Source organism: Xanthomonas sp. NCPPB 1754 (assembly GCF_041475725.2).
Taxonomy (GTDB): Bacteria; Pseudomonadota; Gammaproteobacteria; order Xanthomonadales; family Xanthomonadaceae; genus Xanthomonas; species Xanthomonas euvesicatoria.
On record NZ_CM192982.1, the window covers coordinates 283,480 to 301,025 of the forward strand.

Sequence of the window (17,546 nt, forward strand, 5' to 3'; positions counted from 1 at the left end):
GATGAGCAGCCGTACCCACGCACGCAAGGACGCGTCGTCGGAAGCGATCCAGGCGCCGCGGCTGCGCACCTTGCTGTTGACCGATCTCTGCGATTCGACCGCGCTGGTCGAACGTATCGGCGACAACGCCGCAGCCGCCTTGTTCCGCGAGCACGACCGCCTGGTGGTCAAGCTGCAGCAGCACTGGCGCGGCCGCCTGATCGATCGTTCCGACGGGCTGCTGCTGCTGTTCGACCGCCCCATCGATGGCCTGGGTTTCGCGCTGGATTACGCGCGCGGGCTCAAGACGATGGGCGATGCGCATGCGCTCACGCTCTGCGCACGTCAGGGCCTGCATGTGGGCGAAGTGCTGACCTGGCGCAATAGCGACGAAGCGATCAGCATCGGCGCCAAGCCGCTGGAAGTCGAAGGGCTGGCCAAGCCCACCGCCGCACGCCTGATGTCGATGGCACGGCCGGGGCAGATCTTGCTCTCGGCGGTAGCCGAGTCGTTGACCCATCGCGCCGCACGCGAACTCGGCAACCGGGCCGACCGGTTATTGTGGAAATCGCACGGGCGCTGGCGCTTCAAAGGCATGCCCACCGCGATGGAGATCTACGAAGTCGGCGAAGTCGGCCTGACTCCCCTGCGCATGCCGAAGAACTCGGCAAAAGCCTGGCGCGATGTGCCGCTGTGGCGCAGGCCGGCCGCGTTGGTGGCTGAGGTGGGGGTGGTGCTGGGGATTGGTTTCGCAATCTGGCTCTTTGCACGGCCGCAACCAGCGCTCGCGTTTGCAGAACGCGACTGGGTGGTTGTCGGGACGGTCCGCAACCTCACCAATGACGTGATGCTGGACGGAGCACTCGATCAGGCATTTCGGATCAGCCTGGAGCAATCGCGATACGTCAACGTTCTCAGTGAAGACAGAACACTGAAACTGTTAGCACTGATGCGCAAAGATCCCACCAAAGATCCGCTGGACCGCAAGAACGCGTCGGATGTCGCATTACGCACCGGTGCGAGAGCGGTGTTACTTCCTTCCGTGGGTTACGTTGGGGGGCGCACACGTTTCGTCGTGGAAGTGGTCGACCCGAAAACTCAGCAGACTGTTGCTGTAAGTACCGCATTCGGCTCAAATCCGTCGATTCTTTCTGCTGTTGATACAGTGACGGGCGAACTGAGGACGCAGCTCGGCGAAAACCGTGACAGTATTCGACAAAACAGTCCTGCCTTGCCGGATGTCACCACATCTAGTCTCGATGCGTTGCGCGCTTATGCATTGGGACAACAACGATACTCGGAAGGGAAATACGGTGCTGCTTTGGATTTCTTCCAGAAAGCAGTCGATATCGATCCGCACTTTGCGCTGGCCTGGCTTGGTCAAGTGCGCGCCCATTTTGCCAATGTCGATTACAAGAAGGCGACCGAAACGCTTAGGGTTGCTGAGCAATTCAAGTCCAGGCTCCCCCCGCGCGAGGCGCTTTACGTAAAAAGCTGGGGCGTGCAGATTCTCGATCCAGCGCAGGCGGCCGATTCCTGGATACAGATGGCGGAGTTGTATCCCGACTATGCACCTGCCCAAGCGAACGCAGCGATGGACTTGTTCGTCGCTAATCGGTTCGCTGACGCTCTGCCGTACGCGCGTGCTTCGGCGCAGGGGAAGTACGATCTTTCCAGCGTATCGCTCGATATGTATGGGCGTATCTTGCTGGCTCTTGGTCAATACGACCAAGCCGATCAGGCAGTGAGAAAGGCGGTCGGATCAGGATGGAATGGCGCGCTGCTGCGTCAGGCTGCTGTCGCGGCTGCGAAGCGTGACTACTCGGGCGCACGCGATGCGCTTGCTCGAGTCGACAAGACGAATTTCCATGCCGATATCACGCGAACCACTATCGCTCTTGATGAAGGGGATCTGCACGCGGCGGTCGCGCATGCCCAAGTCGGACTGAGCGCAGGATTGAACAGGAGAGGAACTGATCGGATCAACTATTACGTCCCGCTAGCAACTGCGTTGCTTGCCTCCGGGCAGCGACCAAAAGCCGCGAAGGTCGCCGAAGAGGGGGCAAGGTTGGCATTGCGGGATTTAGGCGCAGATGTCCCAATCGATAGGATCGACAACCTGTCCACCGCATTGGCTGCCGCGCTCATCATGGCCCGCGCCGGCGATACCCAAGGTGCCGCTAGGGTCCGGCAGCAGGTCAAGGTGGCGCCACTGGCCTACGCCAACCGCTTGGTGGTGGAACTGGGTGCGGTTGTCGATGCGGAAATTCTATTAGCCGAGCAGCGGCCAGACGATGCATTCCGCATGCTCAGTCCCTATCTGGATTCGATGTCGCGATTTCAGACAAGGGCAACGGCAATGCGCGCTGCCCAACTTGGACAGCGTGACGCAGATGCGCGGATTCAACACGACTGGATCCGCCAGCATCGAGGTTTGGCTTACGCGGAGATCGAATGCGGATACTGTCTGCAGCCGCTCAATCTGGTGGATCTGAGAACAGCAGAAGATTCGTGGATAGCAGAGACGCAGGGGTAAACCTGCAGCGTGCCAAAAAGCTGTTCTTTATTTGAGCGTCCTATCGCCGTTGTAACCGGCATCCAGCTGAGGGACGATGTGTGAGGTCCCAGACGTCAGCATGGTGTTGATCTGCTCACGCGCACCTGCGATTACATCCTTATCTGCCAACTGGATATTGCATGCGCAATCGCGAACGAATGCCTCGATGTCGTCGCCAGGTGCGGCGATGTGCCCAACCTGTCGTAGTGCCTCTAATGTGTCTGAGACGAATAATGCACGAAAGGCATCATCGGTAGACAGTAGATCGATCAGGTTGCTTGCAACAGCAGGTTCAAGCTTCAGCATTGGCATCGCTGGCACTTCAGTGGGATGAAGTAACACATAGCGGCTCTAACGGGGCTGGCTTGAGCGGTATCAGGCATTGGCTCAAGTTAGGCAACGGCGGGGCGTTATTCCTGGAGCAGAAATATCTGCACACGGTGTACCTCAGATCGCTGGAGAAGATGATGCTGGTCAAGCGTTGCGCAATTGTCGTGCTGGAGCCACGTGAGACCGTGTCTTACACATTGGACAGTCTTCTACGAGGCGGCAATGGGCTGGACCATTCGATGCAGTGGTTTGCGCTCGCGCCGCATCTCGACGCCCCGGTGGCCGTGTCAGAAGCTCAGCGGGCGTTGCTGGGTGAGCTTAGTCCCTCGCACTGGACGACCCGCTTGCCATACGAGAGTGAAGCGCTTGACGGCTTGATCGCGCAGGGCCTGGTGCTGGAGGAACAAACGCAAGGCAGCAGGTTTGCTAAAGCCGATTCGCGTCTGAGGGCCTCGCACTGGCATCCGCTTGCCGCGGTGCTGCACGCATTTACGCGATGGGATGGGGTAGATGCGGTCAAGAACACCCGGGATTCTGGCACCGATACAGCGGTGGCAATGCGGCGTGTCTTGGGGCCTGCGCCTCCGGAAGTGTTGCCGGCAAATGACCGTCGAACACTCATCGGCCTGCCGCCCATGGTCGCAAACGATTTCGATGACCTGCTGGGACGGCGTGTCACTTGTCGTAATTTCGATCAGAGCAGACCCGTTCCTCTACCGACGTTCGCCCACATGTTGCAGCGGGTGTTCGCTGCTCATGCCAAGGTAAAGGTGGGCGATGACCTGGTTTTTCTTAAAAAGAATGTGCCTTCCGGTGGTGGCTTGCATCCTATCGAGGCATACATTTTGGTGAGGAACGTCCAAGATCTGGAATCTGGCGTCTACCACTATCGTGCAGATAGTCACGCCTTAGAGCGTATGTCAGGTCTTGAGTGCTCCGATGACTTCGTCATGCAGGCTGTAGGACAGCAACACTGGTTCGCAGACGCGCATGTACTGGTTGCCTTGGTGCCGCGCTTTGATCGAACCTTCTGGAAATACAGGCAGCATGCCAAAGGGTATCGCGTGGTTGCGTTGGAAGCCGGGCACTTGTCGCAGACGCTGTATCTGGCGGCAACCGACCTCGGTTTGGGGGCGTTTATCACCGGTGCGGTGAACGAAAAACATCTTGAGCGCGCGCTTGGTTTGGACCCGACTTCGCAAGGCGTTCTCGCCGTATGCGGCTTTGGCTGGCGCGCCACGACCATGGTGACGGCAGAGCTGGATCCTATGGGTGCGATTTGGTCCGCAGCGACTTGAGACGTATCGGACAATCGCGTGAGGTCAGTTTGCTCGCTTTCTCGCTATGTCCGAGCGTGTGCCGTTGACGTATTGGTAGCTGCCCTTGATACACCCGGTTTACCCGCCGGTATCTGGCGCCGCTTACTGACAATCCGAGCCGCGCTCCGGTGTTGCGTAGCACCTGCGAAGGCCGACGGCAGAGTGCCGTCGGCTTTCGTTTCCCGGCTAAAGCAAGTCCCGCGCAGGCTTACTTCCGAATCGCCTGCGTATGCGTCTTCAAGGCCTCGCTCAGGCCGTTGATCTTGTCGGCGCCTTCCGGGACGGTGATGCTGGAGCCTTCCAGGTCCGCACCGATCGGTTGCACGCGGCCGCCCAGGCACTGGCTCAGGAAGCTTTCGGTCACGGCGTTGAAGGCCTTGCTGTTTTCCGGGCGGCGGAAGCCGTGGCCTTCGTCGGGGAACAGCACGTAGGTGACCGGAATGTTCTTGGCCTTCATTGCGTTGACGATCTGGTCGCTTTCGGCCTGCTTGACGCGCGGGTCGTTGGCGCCCTGGCCGATCAACAGCGGCTTGCTGATCTTGTCGACATGGGTCAGCGGAGAGCGGTCGGTCAGCCACTGCTTGCCGGCTTCAGTGGCGGGGTCGCCCATGCGCCGGGTCAGCTGCTTGTAGAAGCTGGCCCAGTAGGGCGGCACGGTGCCGAGCAAGGTGTTGAGATTGGCCGGGCCCACGATATCCACGCCGCATTTGAAGGCGTCCGGGGTAAACGTCATGCCGACCAGCGTGGCATAGCCGCCGTAGCTGCCGCCCATGATGGCGACCTCGTCCGGTTTGGTGACGCCTTGCTTGACCGCCCATTGCACCGCGTCGAGCAGGTCCTCGTGCATCTTGCCGGCCCACTCGCCATTGCCGGCGTTGGTGAATGCCTTGCCGAACCCGGTGGAGCCACGGAAGTTCACCGACAACACCGCATAGCCGCGGTTGGCCAACCATTGCTCGTACGGCCCGTAGCCGTAGCTGTCGCGCGCCCACGGGCCGCCGTGCACGAACAGCACCAACGGCACCGGCTTGTCGGCCTTGCCGTCGTGGTTGGCATCGGCTTCGGCCGGCAGGGTGAGGTAGCTGATCAGCTTGAGGCCGTCGCGTGCGGTCAGCTCCTGTGGCCACATCGGCACCAGCGGCTTGCCCTCCAGTGCGGGCCGTGCGGAGAACAGCTTGGTCAGCTTGCCGCCATCGGCGCGATCGTAGCGGTAGTACGTGAGCGGGGTTTCTGCCGCGGAATAGCCCACGATCCAGATGCGGTCGTCGAGCGTGCGCGCGGCCACGCTGGCATCGCCGCCGCCAAGGGATTTGAGTTTCTGCAGATCCGCGGCAATGCCGTTGTCCAGCGGCTTCCATTCTTCGCGCAGGTAGTCGGTGGACACCGCCTGCACCGCCCCGGTCTTGGGGTCGTTCAAGGTGGCGCCGACGTCGGCGCGCGGGTTTTCGAACAGCAGCGTGCGTGTGTTGCTGGCCGTATCGATGGCATACAGCGCTGCAGTATCGCGGTTGCGCGAATCCTGCATGTACAGCGTCTTGCCATCCTCGGTCAGGCCTTCCGGCGCGGTATTGGTGACGTCCTCGAACGGAATGCGGTCCACGCTCTTCCAGCGGTTGCCATCGGGCACCAGCAACTCCCTGCCGGCATCGTCTGTCGCGCGCGTGGCGTAGCGCAGCTGGTAGTCGCCATCGAGCAGGTATGCATCCAGGCTGTCGGTGTTCTTCTGCACCAGCGTGCGCTTGCCGGAGGCCAGGTCCACGCGGTACAGGTCGTGCCACTTGGCATCGCGGTCGTTCATGCCGACCATGATCGATTCGGGATGTTGTGCGCTGACCCGATACACCTCGGCATTGGTCTTCTTGAACGGAGTGAGATCCTTGTTGCTGCCGTCAGCCAAATTGACCGAAAACAGGTGGAAATCTTCATCGCCGCCGTTGTCGCGCAGATACAGCAAGGTATTGGGTTGATAGGTCCAGAAGTAATTGCGAATGCCGCGTGCGGTGTCCTTGGTGATCGCACGCGCCTGGTCGGGCGCATCCACCGGCGCAACCCAGACATTGAGCACACCCGCCAGCGGCGCCACCCAGCTGAGGTACTTGCCGTCCGGACTGATGCTGACATTGGCCCGCTCGGGATTGCCGAACAGCGCATCGCGGGTGATCAGCCCAGGCGGCGCTGCGGGCGCTGCTGCCGCCGGTGCAGGTGCTGCCGCTTTCTCGGGAGCGGGCGCAGGTTTGTCGCTGCACGCAGACAGCGCGAGCAGCATGCTGGAAACAAGAAGCAGGCGTTGCATGGGAACTCCGGTGGCAAGGCGGCCGGGCCGGCCGATTTGCCACGCTAGCGGCAGCGTGCGCGCAGGCGAACGTGCCGTTGGTCACCCTGCCATGCGCCGCTACGCAGACGCGGACACAAATTCCACCAGCGCCGCACCGTCGTTCACCAGGTCGCCTTCGGCCACCAGGTACGCCTGCACGGTGCCATCGCTGGGCGCGTGCAGGGTGTGCTCCATTTTCATCGCTTCCAGCACCACCAGTGCCTGCCCACGGGCGACCGGCTGGCCCACTGCTGCGGGCAGGGACACGATGCGGCCGGGCATCGGTGCGGTCAGTCCGCCGGTGTCGTGGGTGGGCTGGTCGGCTTCTGCCAGTGCATCGTGGTGACGGAAGACGGCCCGCTGCGTGGCCCCGATCAGGGTCAGCGTGGCGCCGTCGCGCAACACCTGTGCACGCCATTGCCGGCCGTCCATCTCCACGCGCACGCCCGTCTCTTGCCGGTGGTAGCGCACGGCATGCGTCTGGCCTGCGTCGGTGACTTGCCAGCCATCGGCATCCGGGCGCACAGCGAGCTGGCGGCGCTCGCCGTTTGCTTCCAGGACGATGCGCTGCGCTGCATGCGCACCGATGCGCCAGCCGTCCGCGTGCTGCCACGGCGAATGCGGATCGGCCGGATCAACGGCCGCTGGCGGCAATGCATCGGCAATCAACACCGCTGCCAGGCACCACCAGGCGTTGTCGGGGCTGCGCGCCTCTGGAAACAGCACGGCGTGTTCGCGCTCGATCAAGGCGGTGTCCAGATTCGCCGATGCGAACGAATCGGTCGCGATCAGGCGCGACAGAAATGCACTGTTGGTGGTGACCCCTACTGCGTGGAATTGCGCCAATGCCGCACGCATGCGGGCCAATGCAGCCGTGCGATCGGTATCCCAGACGATCAGCTTGGCGATCATCGGGTCGTAGTACGGGCTGATGGTGTCGCCTTGCTCCACGCCTGCATCGACGCGCACATGCGCGCTGGCAGCAGGCATCTGCAACTGACGCAGCGTGCCGGTGGACGGCAGAAAACCGCGCTCGGCATCTTCGGCGTACAGGCGCGCTTCCAGTGCATGCCCGTGGATGCGCAGCTCGTGCTGCCTGCGCGGCAAGCGCGCGCCAGCGGCAACCCGCAATTGCCACTCGACCAGGTCGGTGCCGGTGATCAATTCGGTCACCGGGTGCTCCACCTGCAGACGGGTATTCATTTCCATGAAATAGAAATCGCCGTCCGGGCCGGCGATGAATTCCACCGTGCCGGCACCGACGTAGCCCACCGCCTGTGCCGCATCTACCGCCGCCTTGCCCATCGCCGCGCGCCTGGCTTCGCTCATGCCCGGTGCGGGCGCTTCTTCCAGCACCTTCTGGTGGCGGCGCTGCACCGAGCAGTCGCGTTCGAACAGGTACACCACCTCGCCATGCGTATCGCCGAACACCTGGATTTCGATATGCCGCGGCCGCTGGACATATTTCTCCACCAGCACGTGCGCATTGCCGAATGCCGACTGCGCTTCACGCTGGCAGCTCGCCAACGCGTCTTCGAACGCTGCGCTGGTATCCACCCGACGCATGCCCTTGCCGCCGCCGCCGGCACTGGCCTTGATCAACACCGGGTAGCCGATGGCGTCGGCTTGCGCACGCAGGAATGCCGGTGCCTGCTCGTCGCCGTGGTAGCCCGGTGTCAGCGGCACGCCGGCCCGTTGCATCAGTGCCTTGGCCGCACTCTTGTCGCCCATCGCGCGGATCGCCGCTGCCGGCGGGCCGATGAAGACGATGCCAGCGTGTGCGCAAGCCTCGGCAAATGCCGCGTTTTCCGACAGGAACCCATAACCGGGATGGATCGCCTGCGCACCGGTGGCGCGTGCCGCTTGCAGGATTGCTTCGCCCCGCAGATAGCTCTGCTGCGCGGGCGCGGCGCCGATGTGCACCGCCTCGTCCGCCAGGCGCACATGCCGTGCATTGCGGTCTGCATCCGAATACACCGCCACCGTCGCAATGCCCAGGGTGCGGCAGGTGGCGATGACCCGGCAGGCGATCTCGCCGCGATTGGCGATCAGGATCTTGTCGAAGGGCGCTTGCGTTGCTGCGGCGATAGGGTCGCGCTGGGTCATCGGATCAGTCTCTGCACGTCGCCGTAGCGGCGGGTCGTCTTACGAAGATAAACGGCTTGCCTGTTGCACACCGGCATCGAGCGCAAGCAGGTTTGTTGTCACACGGCGCTGTGTTGCTGCAAGCCACCTGCGCAAACGTCGACGATTGCCGGCACGCATACACACAACCTCACTCCCAGCCTGCACACCAGCATCGGGTGCCGCAGCACGCAGAACCGCGGCTGCAATGCTCCCCCTCACTCACATACGAAACACGCCAAAGCGCGTGGGTTCGATCGGCGCGTTCAAGGCCGCCGACAATCCCAGGCCCAGCACGCGGCGCGTATCGGCCGGATCGATGATGCCATCGTCCCAGAGCCGAGCACTGGCGTAATACGGATGGCCTTGCTGCTCGAACTGCGCGCGGATCGGCGCCTTGAACGTATCCTCGTCTTCGCCCGACCATGCACCGCCCTTGGCCTCGATACCGTCGCGACGCACCGTGGCCAGCACGCTGGCCGCCTGCTCGCCACCCATCACGCCGATGCGCGCATTCGGCCACATCCACAAGAAGTTCGGCGAATACGCGCGCCCGCACATGCCGTAGTTGCCCGCACCGAACGAGCCGCCGATCACCACGGTGAACTTGGGCACCTTGGCGCAGGCCACCGCCATCACCAACTTGGCGCCGTCCTTGGCGATGCCGCCATGTTCGTATTTGCGCCCGACCATGAAGCCGGTGATGTTCTGCAGGAAGACCAGCGGAATGCCGCGCTGCGTGCACAGCTCGATGAAGTGCGCGCCCTTGAGCGCGGACTCGGAAAACAGAATGCCGTTGTTGGCAATGATGCCGACCGGGTAGCCATGCAGGTGCGCAAACCCCGTCACCAGCGTGCTGCCATAGCGCGGTTTGAATTCATCCAGGCGCGAATCGTCGACGATGCGCGCGATCACTTCGCGCACATCGAACGGCTTGCGCGTATCTGCAGGAATCACGCCATATAGTTCGTCGGCGGCATAGCGTGGCGGCAACGGTGCCTGCAGCGCCAGCGATGCGGCAGGTTTGCGCCAGTTGAGCTGCGCGATGATGGCGCGCACGCGCGCCAGCGCCTGCAGATCGTTGTCGGCAAAGTGATCGGCCACGCCGGAAATGCGCGTATGCACATCGGCGCCGCCCAGGTCTTCGGCACTGACTTCTTCGCCGGTGGCGGCCTTCACCAGCGGCGGGCCACCCAGGAAGATGGTGCCTTGCTCGCGCACGATCACCGTTTCATCGCTCATTGCCGGCACATAGGCGCCGCCAGCGGTGCACGAGCCCATTACGCAGGCAATCTGTGGGATGCCGTTGGCCGACAGGTTGGCCTGGTTGTAGAAGATGCGCCCGAAGTGGTCGCGGTCCGGAAACACTTCGTCCTGCAACGGCAGGAATGCGCCGCCGGAATCGACCAGATAGATGCACGGCAACCGGTTTTGCTGCGCGATCTCCTGCGCGCGCAAGTGCTTTTTCACCGTCATCGGGTAATAGGTGCCGCCCTTGACGGTGGCGTCGTTGGCCACGATCACGCATTCCACGCCGGACACGCGGCCAATGCCGGCCACCACGCCCGCGCACGGGACCTGGTCGTCGTACATGCCATGGGCGGCCAGGGGGGCGAGTTCCAGCAATGGGCTGCCCGGATCCAGCAAGGCATCGATGCGCTCGCGCGCCAGCAGCTTGCCGCGTGCGGTGTGCTTGGCGCGTGCGGCGTCGCTGCCGCCACGCGCGGTCCGGGCGAGGGTGTGGCGCAGGTCGTCGATCACCGCGCGCATCGCGGCGGCGTTGTGTTGGAAAGTCTCGCCGCTGACCTGCAGCTGGCTATCGATCACGCTCATGGTGGCTCCGTCAGGCGGTGCGTTCGAACAACTCGCGACCGATCAGCATGCGCCGGATTTCCGAGGTGCCCGCGCCAATCTCGTACAACTTGGCATCGCGCCACAGGCGTCCGGTGGGGTACTCGTTGATGTAGCCATTGCCACCCAGCACCTGGATGGCCTGGCCGGTCAGCCAGGTTGCCTTCTCGGCGGCATACAGGATGGCGCCGGCTGCGTCCTGGCGGGTGGTACGCCCGGCATCGCAGGCGCGCGCCACTGCATACACATACGCGCGGCAGGCATTGAGCCCCACGTACATGTCGGCCAGCTTGGCCTGCATCAACTGGAAGGTGCCGATCGGCTCGCCGAACTGCTTGCGCTCGTGCACGTACGGCAGCACCACGTCCATTGCTGCGGCCATCAGCCCGAGCGGCCCGCCGGCCAGCACCACGCGTTCGAAATCCAGCCCGGACATCAGCACACGCACGCCGCCGTTGAGCGTGCCCAGCACGTTTTCCGCCGGTACTTCGCAATCGGTGAACACCAGCTCGCAGGTGTTGGAGCCGCGCATGCCTAGCTTGTCGAGCTTCTGCGCCGTGGAAAAGCCCGGCATGCCCTTCTCGACGATAAAGGCGGTGATGCCGCGCGCGCCGGCGTCCGGGTCGGTCTTGGCGTACACCACCAGCACGTCGGCATCCGGGCCGTTGGTGATCCACATCTTGCTGCCGTTGAGCACAAAGCGGTCGCCGCGCGCATCGGCGCGCAGCTTCATCGACACCACGTCCGAACCGGAGCCGGCTTCGCTCATCGCCAGCGCGCCCACATGCTCGCCACTGCACAGCTTGGGCAGGTAGCGTTGCTTCTGCTCGTGGCTGGCGTTCTTGCGCAACTGGTTCAGACACAGATTGGAATGCGCGCCATACGACAGCCCGATCGCACCGCCAGCGCGGGAGATTTCTTCCATCGCCACCACATGCGCCAGATAGCCCATGCCGCTGCCGCCGTACGCGTCTTCTACGGTCAGGCCGAGCAGCCCTTGTTCGCCGAGCAGGCGCCATAGCTGGGCGGGGAACACGTTATCGTGGTCGGCTGCCGCGGCCAGCGGAGCGATATGGTGGCTGGCGAAGGCGGCCACGCTTTCGCGCAGCAGGTCGATCTCTTCGCCAAGCTCGAAGTTCAAGGACGGCACATGCATGCAACAACTCCACAGGGATCGGGATGTGCCGGGTGGGAGCGGGCGGGCCGCGCGGCGGATGCGGCCAGACTAGCGGTCCGCAACAAAAAAGTGAACTAAAATTCAACTATTGAACCAAGAATCACACCATGGCTTATCGACGCTCCGCCCTGATGGAAGAACGCCTGGCCGGCAATCGCGAACGGATCCTGCACGCCGCCCGCGTCCTGATCGCCGAAGGCGGTTACCGCAATGCACCGGTCACCGCGGTGGCCGCGGCGGCGGGCGTATCAACCGGGCAGATTTATCGACATTTCCCGTCGAAAGCCGAACTTTTCGTGGAAGTTCTAAACGAAGCGGTACAGCGCGAGATGGCCATCCTGCGTGCCATTGCGGCTACCCAGGCCAGCGCAGCCGAGCGCCTGCGTAACGCGATCGCCACTTTCGTACGGCGGGCGCTGGCCGGCCCGGCATTGGCATACGCCTTCATCGCCGAGCCGGTGGAGAGCGAGGTCGACGCCGAGCGCATCCGCGGCCGCCGCCTGTTCGGTGAGGTGTTTCGCCAGTTGCTTGCCGAAGGCGTGGCGGCCGGGGAGTTTCCGCAGCAGTCGCTGGATGCCGCGGCTGCCTGCATCGTTGGCGCGTTTACCGAGGCCCTGGTGGGGCCGATCGCCCCCAGCCGTGGCGACCCGCAACAGGGCGAGCAACTGGTCGAAGCGATCTGCGGCTTCTGTCTGCGCGCGGTAGGGGCAGCGCAAGCGCGCAGCTGACAGTGCACTGACCGAGCGCATGGATGTGCCTCCCGGATGCGGCTGACTGTGCATATACTGTGCACCTACCTTGCCGGAGCCGTGCGATGGTCGCCGTTCTCAATCCCCTGGCCTTGACCGAACGCCTGCGCGTGCCGGACCGAACCATCCTGTCGCCGCCGGCCATGGCCGGTCTGCTGGATCTTTCGCAACAGGAACTGGCCGACCTGGCCGGCGTGCATCGCAACAGCCTGCGCGTGCACCCTGAAAGCCCGCGCGTGCAGGACCTGCTGCGCAATCTGTCGCGGCTGCTGGTGGCGATGGCGCAGGTGCAACCGGACGAGCGCCAGGTGGTGTTCCACCTCAAGAACACGCCGATCCCCGCGTTCGAGTTCGCCACCTTGCTGGAAGTGGTCAAGCAGGGGCGCACCGACGATGCGCTGACCTATCTGCGCACGGTCGCCGCAGGGGCCGCCGGTTGAAGCTGAGCGCCCCGGCGCACTGCACGCTCTATCGCGCCTTTACCCCGCGCTGGGCCGCCGAACCGCTGAGCGGTGCCGGTGCGGCGCGCTCGGGTGGGCGCTTCAATCGCTTCGGCCAGCCGGCGCTCTATCTGTCGCTGCAACTGGAAACCGCCGCGGCCGAATATGCCCAGGCTGCCCCGTTCCTGCCACCGTTGACGCTGGTCAGCTACGCCGCCGATCTTCCGGCGCTGGCCGATCTGCGTTTGCTCGATGCCAGCTGGGATGCGGTGTGGGCCGACTGGGCCGACGACTGGCGCAAGGCGCTGGTCAACAAGATCGAACCGGTGAGCTGGGTGCTCGGCGACCTGTTGCGCGAAGCAGAGATTCCCGGCGCGATCTTCCCCAGCATGGCGCGGCCGGAAGGCGTCAACGTGGTGCTGTTTCTGGACATGCTGCAGCCTGAGCGCGTGCTGCAGGTGCTTGACGATGGCCGCCTGCCGCGCGATGGCCGCAGTTGGGGCGATCCGCCGACAGTTTAGCTCGGCGATTCCGTCGGCCGGTCACGCGTGTGCTTCATGCTGTTCGTTGCCGCCGGGTCGGCATGCAAACGCATGCAGTAGACCTCTGATCAGCCGCGAACCACCTTCAACCACTCAGCACCTGCACCACACCCGCAAGCACCGGTGCAGCCACTGCGGCCGGTACGATCGCGCCGCGCCGGTACGGCAGCAGCCACAGCGACAACACCGCCGCACTGGCGGTCAACGTGCCCAGCCACAGCACTGCGCCGATGCCCCAGCCCTGCGCATGCACCGCCAACGCGAAGGTGACACACAGCAGCAACCAACCCAGCACACGCAGTTGGCGCGACCGTGCAGTGCCCAGCAGGCGGCCGCGAAGTTCCAGTTGATGCTTGTCCATCGCCAGGCATAGCGCAGCAAAGCCGGAAAAATTCAGCGCCAGCAACAGCAACACGCTCATGCGCTTTCCTGGATCGGCGCGGTGTGCGGCACGGGCGTTGCGGCAGCCGCAGCGCGCGCGCGTCGTGCCGAAGCCGGCTGCGGCGCTTTCCAACGCTGCAGGCGAAAGGCGGCAATGCCTAGGCTAAGGCCCAGGAACAGGCACACCAGATCCACACCGGCCAGTGCCCATTGCCCGGCCGGCAGCGTCACGCCCAGATGCGCATCGGTGGTGATCGCGTTGAGCACCGGCACCAGCGCGAACAACGCCGCGCCCAGATAGAGCTGCCAGCTCCACATCGCACGCCGCGGCCACACGAATGCGGCCAGCAATGCCGTGGCCCACGCAGCAAAAAACACATTGGCCTCCATCGCTGCACGTGCATCCAGGCCGACCGGCAACACGCGGTTGGCCCAGAAGAAGCTGGCAAAGGCGATCGGCAAACCGGCCACGGTGCCGATATTGAGTGCATCCACCAGGCGCAGTCCGAAACCGATTCGCCCGGCTTTCAGATGCTTGGGGCGTTCTTTCACTGCCCACATCACCACGCCGCTGGCCACCATCAGGCAGCCCAGCAGGCCGGAGCCGAAAAACAGCGCGCGCAGCCATGGCCCGGCGAAATGGGCCAGATGCAGGCCCACCATCACCCCGCGCGTCTGACTGGCACCGCCCGGCGGCCCGCTGCGTTGCAGGCGCTCGCCGCTCACTGCATCGAACAGGATGGAGGGCACGTCGGTGGAAAGGTTGTCGGCCAACTGGCTCACCCCGACGGCAGCGTGCGCATCGTTGGGCAGTGACACCGCCACATTGCTCACCTGGCCACCACGCCAGTCGCTGCGCGCACGTGCCACGAACTGCTCCAGCGGCAGCATGTGCGCCGGTACACCGGCGGCCTTGCGCGTATCGGCCACCCGGTTGGCCGCCTCGTCGTAGAAGCGCATCTCATCGCCGGCATAGCGCGCCTTGATGCCCCACGGCAGGTACATGAACATCAAGGTCACGATGCCGGTGTAGGTAATCATCGCGTGGTACGGCAGCGCGGTCACCGCGCTGACGTTGTGGAAATCCAGCCACGACCGTAGCCCCTTGCCGGGGCGGAAGGTGAAGAAATCCTTGAAGATTTTCTTGTGCGTGATCACCCCGCTGATGATCGCCACCAACATGAACATCGCGCAGAACCCCACGATGTAGCGCGCCCACATCACCGGCACGTAATGCAGGTCGAAATGCAGCCGGTAGAAGAACTCGCCGCCCAGCGTGTCGCGTGCGGCGATGTCCTTGCCGGTGGCCGGGTCGATGATGGCGGTGCCGTACATCTGCCGGCGCTCTGCCGGTTTACCGTCGGCGGGCGCGGGATTCTGCCAGTACATGCTCACCACCGGAGTGCGCGGATCCGGCAAGGTGATGTTCCAGCTCACTGCATCGGCTGCGTGTGTCTGCAGATACTGCTCGGCACTGCGCAGCGCGGTGGCGGTGCTCACGGTGGTGGTGGGCAGTTCCGGGCGCATCCAGCGGCTGATTTCGTCGCGGTAATAACTGGCCGTGCCGCCCATGAAGATCAGCAGCAAGACCCAGCCGACCAGCAGCCCGGTCCAGGTGTGCAGCCACGCCATCGATTGGCGAAAGCCCTGCTTCATGCCGCGCTCCGTTGCAGCCACGTGGCCAACGCAAACATCAACGCCGCCGGCACCGCGATGCCGGCCCAGGCACGCCACACGCTGGCGGTGGCGAAGGCCCACAACGGCGCACACGCGCACACCACGATTCCGATCAGCATGCTGGTCAATACCGCTTCACTGCGCGGCATCGGCAGCACCAGCGCCAGCAACAGATTGGTGGCGCTGGCCAGCGCGTAGCCACCGAAGATGGCTGCCAGCGTGCGCGCAAGCACGCCCAGCCAGGGGCGCCTGAACCAGGCAAGCGGCAGGGGCGAGGCGCTGGACATCACGCCACCGCGCGCGATGGACGTGGGGCAACCGCCATACCGCAACGCAACGTTGCCCAGCCGGGTGGGCCGGCAACCGCTAGTGGTTCCCGCGTGTGGCATCGGACGCGCAAGCCCGGCGTCGCCACCGCGCAGCGGCAGCGCCCGTTCCATGAGTGCGCGGGAGATGTGCCGACCACGCTTACTCGGCCAGGAACGTCAGCGTGCTGATGTGATGCACCATCGACACCTGCTTGCCGGCGATCTCGCGCTTCACCGGTTCCTTGTGGGTGGCCACCAGGATGTGACGGCCGGCGCGCAGCGTGGGCAGCGTCACCTGGCCCTTGGCATCGGAGGTCAGCGTCTTCTGCCACTTTTGCGGGTCGATCACCGTCACTTCCACCTTGGGCAGCGGCTTGTTGCGATAAAGCACGGTCAGCGTATTGCGATTGGCAGCGGTGGGAACCAGCTCGAAATCGAGCTTTGCAGCCGGTGTGGCACGGCCGGCGCGTGCGTAATAGCTCACCGTCTCGAAGCCGCCGGCTTCCCCCTTCCACGGCTCGAACACGCTGTCGTCGCTCAACCACGCATCGCCGCTGCCGGCCAGCGGCGCGGTCAGGAACTCGGTCCCGCGCTGCAGCGGGCCGGCCTTGCCGGCAGTGCCGAACACGTTCGGCTTGACCACGCGCTTGATCTCGTCTTCGCCGTGGTCCAGCGCGTCCTGCGCCGGTTCGCCGAAGAAGATGCGCACCGGGCCGCTGCCGTCGCGCTCGATCCAGATTTCGTGGGCCTGGGCAGACAGGCTGATGCTGGCCAAGGCCAGGCAGGACAGCAGGAAGGATTTCATCGCGGCGACTCCTCAAGGACGGGACCGGCGAGGCGAGAACCGCGCCACCGTGGTTGTTGGGAATGATACGCAATTCCCACAACGGAGACCAATGCGCGGCATGCGGCGCTGCGGCAATTGGCCAGCCGGGGCGAGCGTGCCCGTGGACAGAAGCATCCGCCCACCGGGCGCGCAGCGCCCATCGCTGCGAAAACTGTCATACAGGCTGGTCAGACTGGCGCAAAGTGTGCTCTATACTCCGGCGCTAGCAGAGGTCTTCGACCAACAGCCAGGGGTGAGCGCGTGCGGAATTACGACCTCGAGTTCCTGAAAAAATTCTCGATGGTGATCGGTTTACTCGTGGTGATCACCCTGGGCCTGATCGCCCTGGCAGCGTATTTGCAACGCGCTATCCCCGACGAAGTCTCGCCTACCGCCGCAAAACGTGTGCAGCAACGCATTGCGCCTGCCGGTGCGGTGTATGCCGGCGCCACTGGCGCGTCCGCGCAGGCCGCAGCCCAGGCCGCGGCGCTGGCCAAGGCCGCCTCGCAGTCTGCTTACGGCGGTACGACCGACGGCAAGACCATCTTCAACAACCTGTGCACCGCCTGCCACACCACCGGTGTCGGCAAGGCGCCCACGCTGGACCATTCGCATTGGGATGCACGCATCGCACAGGGCAAGGACACCTTGTACAAGCACGCGATCGAGGGCTACACCGGTCCGGATGGCGGCATCATGCCTCCCAAGGGCGGCAACCCGGCGCTGACCGAAGAGCAGGTGCGCGCCACTGTCGATTGGATGCTGGGCAACCTCAAGTAAGGGCTCGGCGAGTCGGCGGAGGAGGATGGGTCTGCGATTCCCGCCTGGTACCGCGCATTGGCTGCGTTGCGCGCCCGATCGAACGCCTCGCGTGCAGAGGTGACCTAGGCGCTACAGCACTGCATCAGTGCACGCGTTAGCCGCATCACGGTTGCGCAGCGTATGTGCCTGGCGGTCATTGACCATCGTTTG

At 64.1% G+C, this 17,546-nt stretch carries 15 protein-coding genes; 6 read left to right on the top strand and 9 right to left on the bottom strand.

The genetic code is table 11. The annotated features are described in order from the left end of the window. Position 1: 1 nt before the first annotated feature. Entirely contained in the window at positions 2-2,515 is a 2,514-nt protein-coding gene (locus tag ACCQ15_RS01250; RefSeq protein ID WP_372381118.1) for a putative peptide modification system cyclase, read from the top strand. A 27-nt stretch (positions 2,516-2,542) separates the two neighbouring features. On the opposite strand, the gene ACCQ15_RS01255 is transcribed toward ACCQ15_RS01250, so the two are convergent. Then, positions 2,543-2,842, bottom strand: coding sequence for an NHLP-related RiPP peptide (locus ACCQ15_RS01255; RefSeq protein WP_008572251.1), 300 nt, complete (start codon positions 2,840-2,842; stop codon positions 2,543-2,545). 161 nt (positions 2,843-3,003) lie between these two features. Between ACCQ15_RS01255 and ACCQ15_RS01260 the strand changes: the two genes are divergently transcribed. Then, positions 3,004-4,164: a putative peptide maturation dehydrogenase gene (locus ACCQ15_RS01260; protein ID WP_039417208.1), complete on the top strand. Its 1,161-nt coding sequence runs from the start codon at positions 3,004-3,006 to the stop codon at positions 4,162-4,164. Positions 4,165-4,393: 229 nt separating this feature from the next. Here ACCQ15_RS01260 and ACCQ15_RS01265 read toward each other — a convergent pair whose 3' ends face one another. From ACCQ15_RS01265 to ACCQ15_RS01280, 4 genes are all read right to left on the bottom strand, one after another. Beyond that, positions 4,394-6,478: a S9 family peptidase gene (locus ACCQ15_RS01265; RefSeq protein ID WP_372381119.1), complete on the bottom strand. Its 2,085-nt coding sequence runs from the start codon at positions 6,476-6,478 to the stop codon at positions 4,394-4,396. 99 nt (positions 6,479-6,577) lie between these two features. Continuing rightward, on the bottom strand, positions 6,578-8,605 hold the full coding sequence (locus ACCQ15_RS01270) for an acetyl/propionyl/methylcrotonyl-CoA carboxylase subunit alpha (RefSeq protein ID WP_372381120.1): 2,028 nt from the start codon (positions 8,603-8,605) through the stop codon (positions 6,578-6,580). A 240-nt stretch (positions 8,606-8,845) separates the two neighbouring features. Next, a complete protein-coding gene (locus ACCQ15_RS01275) occupies positions 8,846-10,456 on the bottom strand; it encodes a carboxyl transferase domain-containing protein (protein WP_372168453.1) in 1,611 nt (536 codons plus the stop codon). 10 nt (positions 10,457-10,466) lie between these two features. Continuing rightward, entirely contained in the window at positions 10,467-11,630 is a 1,164-nt protein-coding gene (locus ACCQ15_RS01280; RefSeq protein ID WP_008572264.1) for an isovaleryl-CoA dehydrogenase, read from the bottom strand. Positions 11,631-11,758: 128 nt separating this feature from the next. Here ACCQ15_RS01280 and ACCQ15_RS01285 point away from each other — a divergent pair, with 128 nt between their 5' ends. From ACCQ15_RS01285 to ACCQ15_RS01295, 3 genes are all read left to right on the top strand, one after another. Further along, complete coding sequence (locus ACCQ15_RS01285) at positions 11,759-12,379, top strand: TetR/AcrR family transcriptional regulator (protein ID WP_372168454.1); 621 nt, start codon at positions 11,759-11,761, stop codon at positions 12,377-12,379. Positions 12,380-12,465: 86 nt separating this feature from the next. Next, positions 12,466-12,840, top strand: a complete 375-nt coding sequence (locus ACCQ15_RS01290) for a DNA-binding protein (protein ID WP_372381121.1) — start codon at positions 12,466-12,468, stop codon at positions 12,838-12,840. Further along, positions 12,837-13,361, top strand: a complete 525-nt coding sequence (locus tag ACCQ15_RS01295) for an RES family NAD+ phosphorylase (protein WP_008572268.1) — start codon at positions 12,837-12,839, stop codon at positions 13,359-13,361. Before ACCQ15_RS01290 ends, ACCQ15_RS01295 begins: the two co-directional genes overlap by 4 nt. A gap of 106 nt (positions 13,362-13,467) precedes the next feature. On the opposite strand, the gene ACCQ15_RS01300 is transcribed toward ACCQ15_RS01295, so the two are convergent. The 4 genes from ACCQ15_RS01300 to ACCQ15_RS01315 form a co-directional block, all read right to left on the bottom strand. After that, positions 13,468-13,803: a DUF3325 domain-containing protein gene (locus ACCQ15_RS01300; protein ID WP_014089036.1), complete on the bottom strand. Its 336-nt coding sequence runs from the start codon at positions 13,801-13,803 to the stop codon at positions 13,468-13,470. Beyond that, the gene (locus tag ACCQ15_RS01305; protein WP_008572272.1) at positions 13,800-15,419 is read right to left on the bottom strand and encodes a PepSY-associated TM helix domain-containing protein; all 1,620 of its coding nucleotides are present in this window, start codon (positions 15,417-15,419) and stop codon (positions 13,800-13,802) included. The genes ACCQ15_RS01300 and ACCQ15_RS01305 overlap by 4 nt, the downstream gene beginning before the upstream one ends. Beyond that, positions 15,416-15,727: a DUF3649 domain-containing protein gene (locus tag ACCQ15_RS01310; RefSeq protein WP_008572273.1), complete on the bottom strand. Its 312-nt coding sequence runs from the start codon at positions 15,725-15,727 to the stop codon at positions 15,416-15,418. The genes ACCQ15_RS01305 and ACCQ15_RS01310 overlap by 4 nt, the downstream gene beginning before the upstream one ends. Positions 15,728-15,908: 181 nt before the next feature. After that, positions 15,909-16,553 carry a DUF4198 domain-containing protein gene (locus ACCQ15_RS01315; RefSeq protein ID WP_008572279.1) on the bottom strand — a complete coding sequence of 215 codons (645 nt, stop codon included), beginning with the start codon at positions 16,551-16,553 and terminating at the stop codon, positions 15,909-15,911. A 282-nt stretch (positions 16,554-16,835) separates the two neighbouring features. On the opposite strand from ACCQ15_RS01315, the gene ACCQ15_RS01320 reads away from it, so the two are divergent. After that, positions 16,836-17,354, top strand: a complete 519-nt coding sequence (locus ACCQ15_RS01320; protein WP_008572280.1) for a c-type cytochrome — start codon at positions 16,836-16,838, stop codon at positions 17,352-17,354. Positions 17,355-17,546: the final 192 nt, after the last annotated feature.

Bases quoted from the DNA above. Each gene is read 5' to 3' on its own strand.
- ACCQ15_RS01290 (WP_372381121.1), top strand. From the start codon at position 12,466: ATGGTCGCCGTTCTCAATCCCCTGGCCTTGACCGAACGCCTGCGCGTG.
- ACCQ15_RS01270 (WP_372381120.1), bottom strand. From the start codon at position 8,605: ATGACCCAGCGCGACCCTATCGCCGCAGCAACGCAAGCGCCCTTCGAC.
- ACCQ15_RS01300 (WP_014089036.1), bottom strand. From the start codon at position 13,803: ATGAGCGTGTTGCTGTTGCTGGCGCTGAATTTTTCCGGCTTTGCTGCG.
- ACCQ15_RS01305 (WP_008572272.1), bottom strand. From the start codon at position 15,419: ATGAAGCAGGGCTTTCGCCAATCGATGGCGTGGCTGCACACCTGGACC.
- ACCQ15_RS01275 (WP_372168453.1), bottom strand. From the start codon at position 10,456: ATGAGCGTGATCGATAGCCAGCTGCAGGTCAGCGGCGAGACTTTCCAA.
- ACCQ15_RS01310 (WP_008572273.1), bottom strand. From the start codon at position 15,727: ATGTCCAGCGCCTCGCCCCTGCCGCTTGCCTGGTTCAGGCGCCCCTGG.
- ACCQ15_RS01315 (WP_008572279.1), bottom strand. From the start codon at position 16,553: ATGAAATCCTTCCTGCTGTCCTGCCTGGCCTTGGCCAGCATCAGCCTG.
- ACCQ15_RS01265 (WP_372381119.1), bottom strand. From the start codon at position 6,478: ATGCAACGCCTGCTTCTTGTTTCCAGCATGCTGCTCGCGCTGTCTGCG.
- ACCQ15_RS01280 (WP_008572264.1), bottom strand. From the start codon at position 11,630: ATGCATGTGCCGTCCTTGAACTTCGAGCTTGGCGAAGAGATCGACCTG.
- ACCQ15_RS01255 (WP_008572251.1), bottom strand. From the start codon at position 2,842: ATGCTGAAGCTTGAACCTGCTGTTGCAAGCAACCTGATCGATCTACTG.
- ACCQ15_RS01260 (WP_039417208.1), top strand. From the start codon at position 3,004: ATGCTGGTCAAGCGTTGCGCAATTGTCGTGCTGGAGCCACGTGAGACC.
- ACCQ15_RS01250 (WP_372381118.1), top strand. From the start codon at position 2: ATGAGCAGCCGTACCCACGCACGCAAGGACGCGTCGTCGGAAGCGATC.
- ACCQ15_RS01285 (WP_372168454.1), top strand. From the start codon at position 11,759: ATGGCTTATCGACGCTCCGCCCTGATGGAAGAACGCCTGGCCGGCAAT.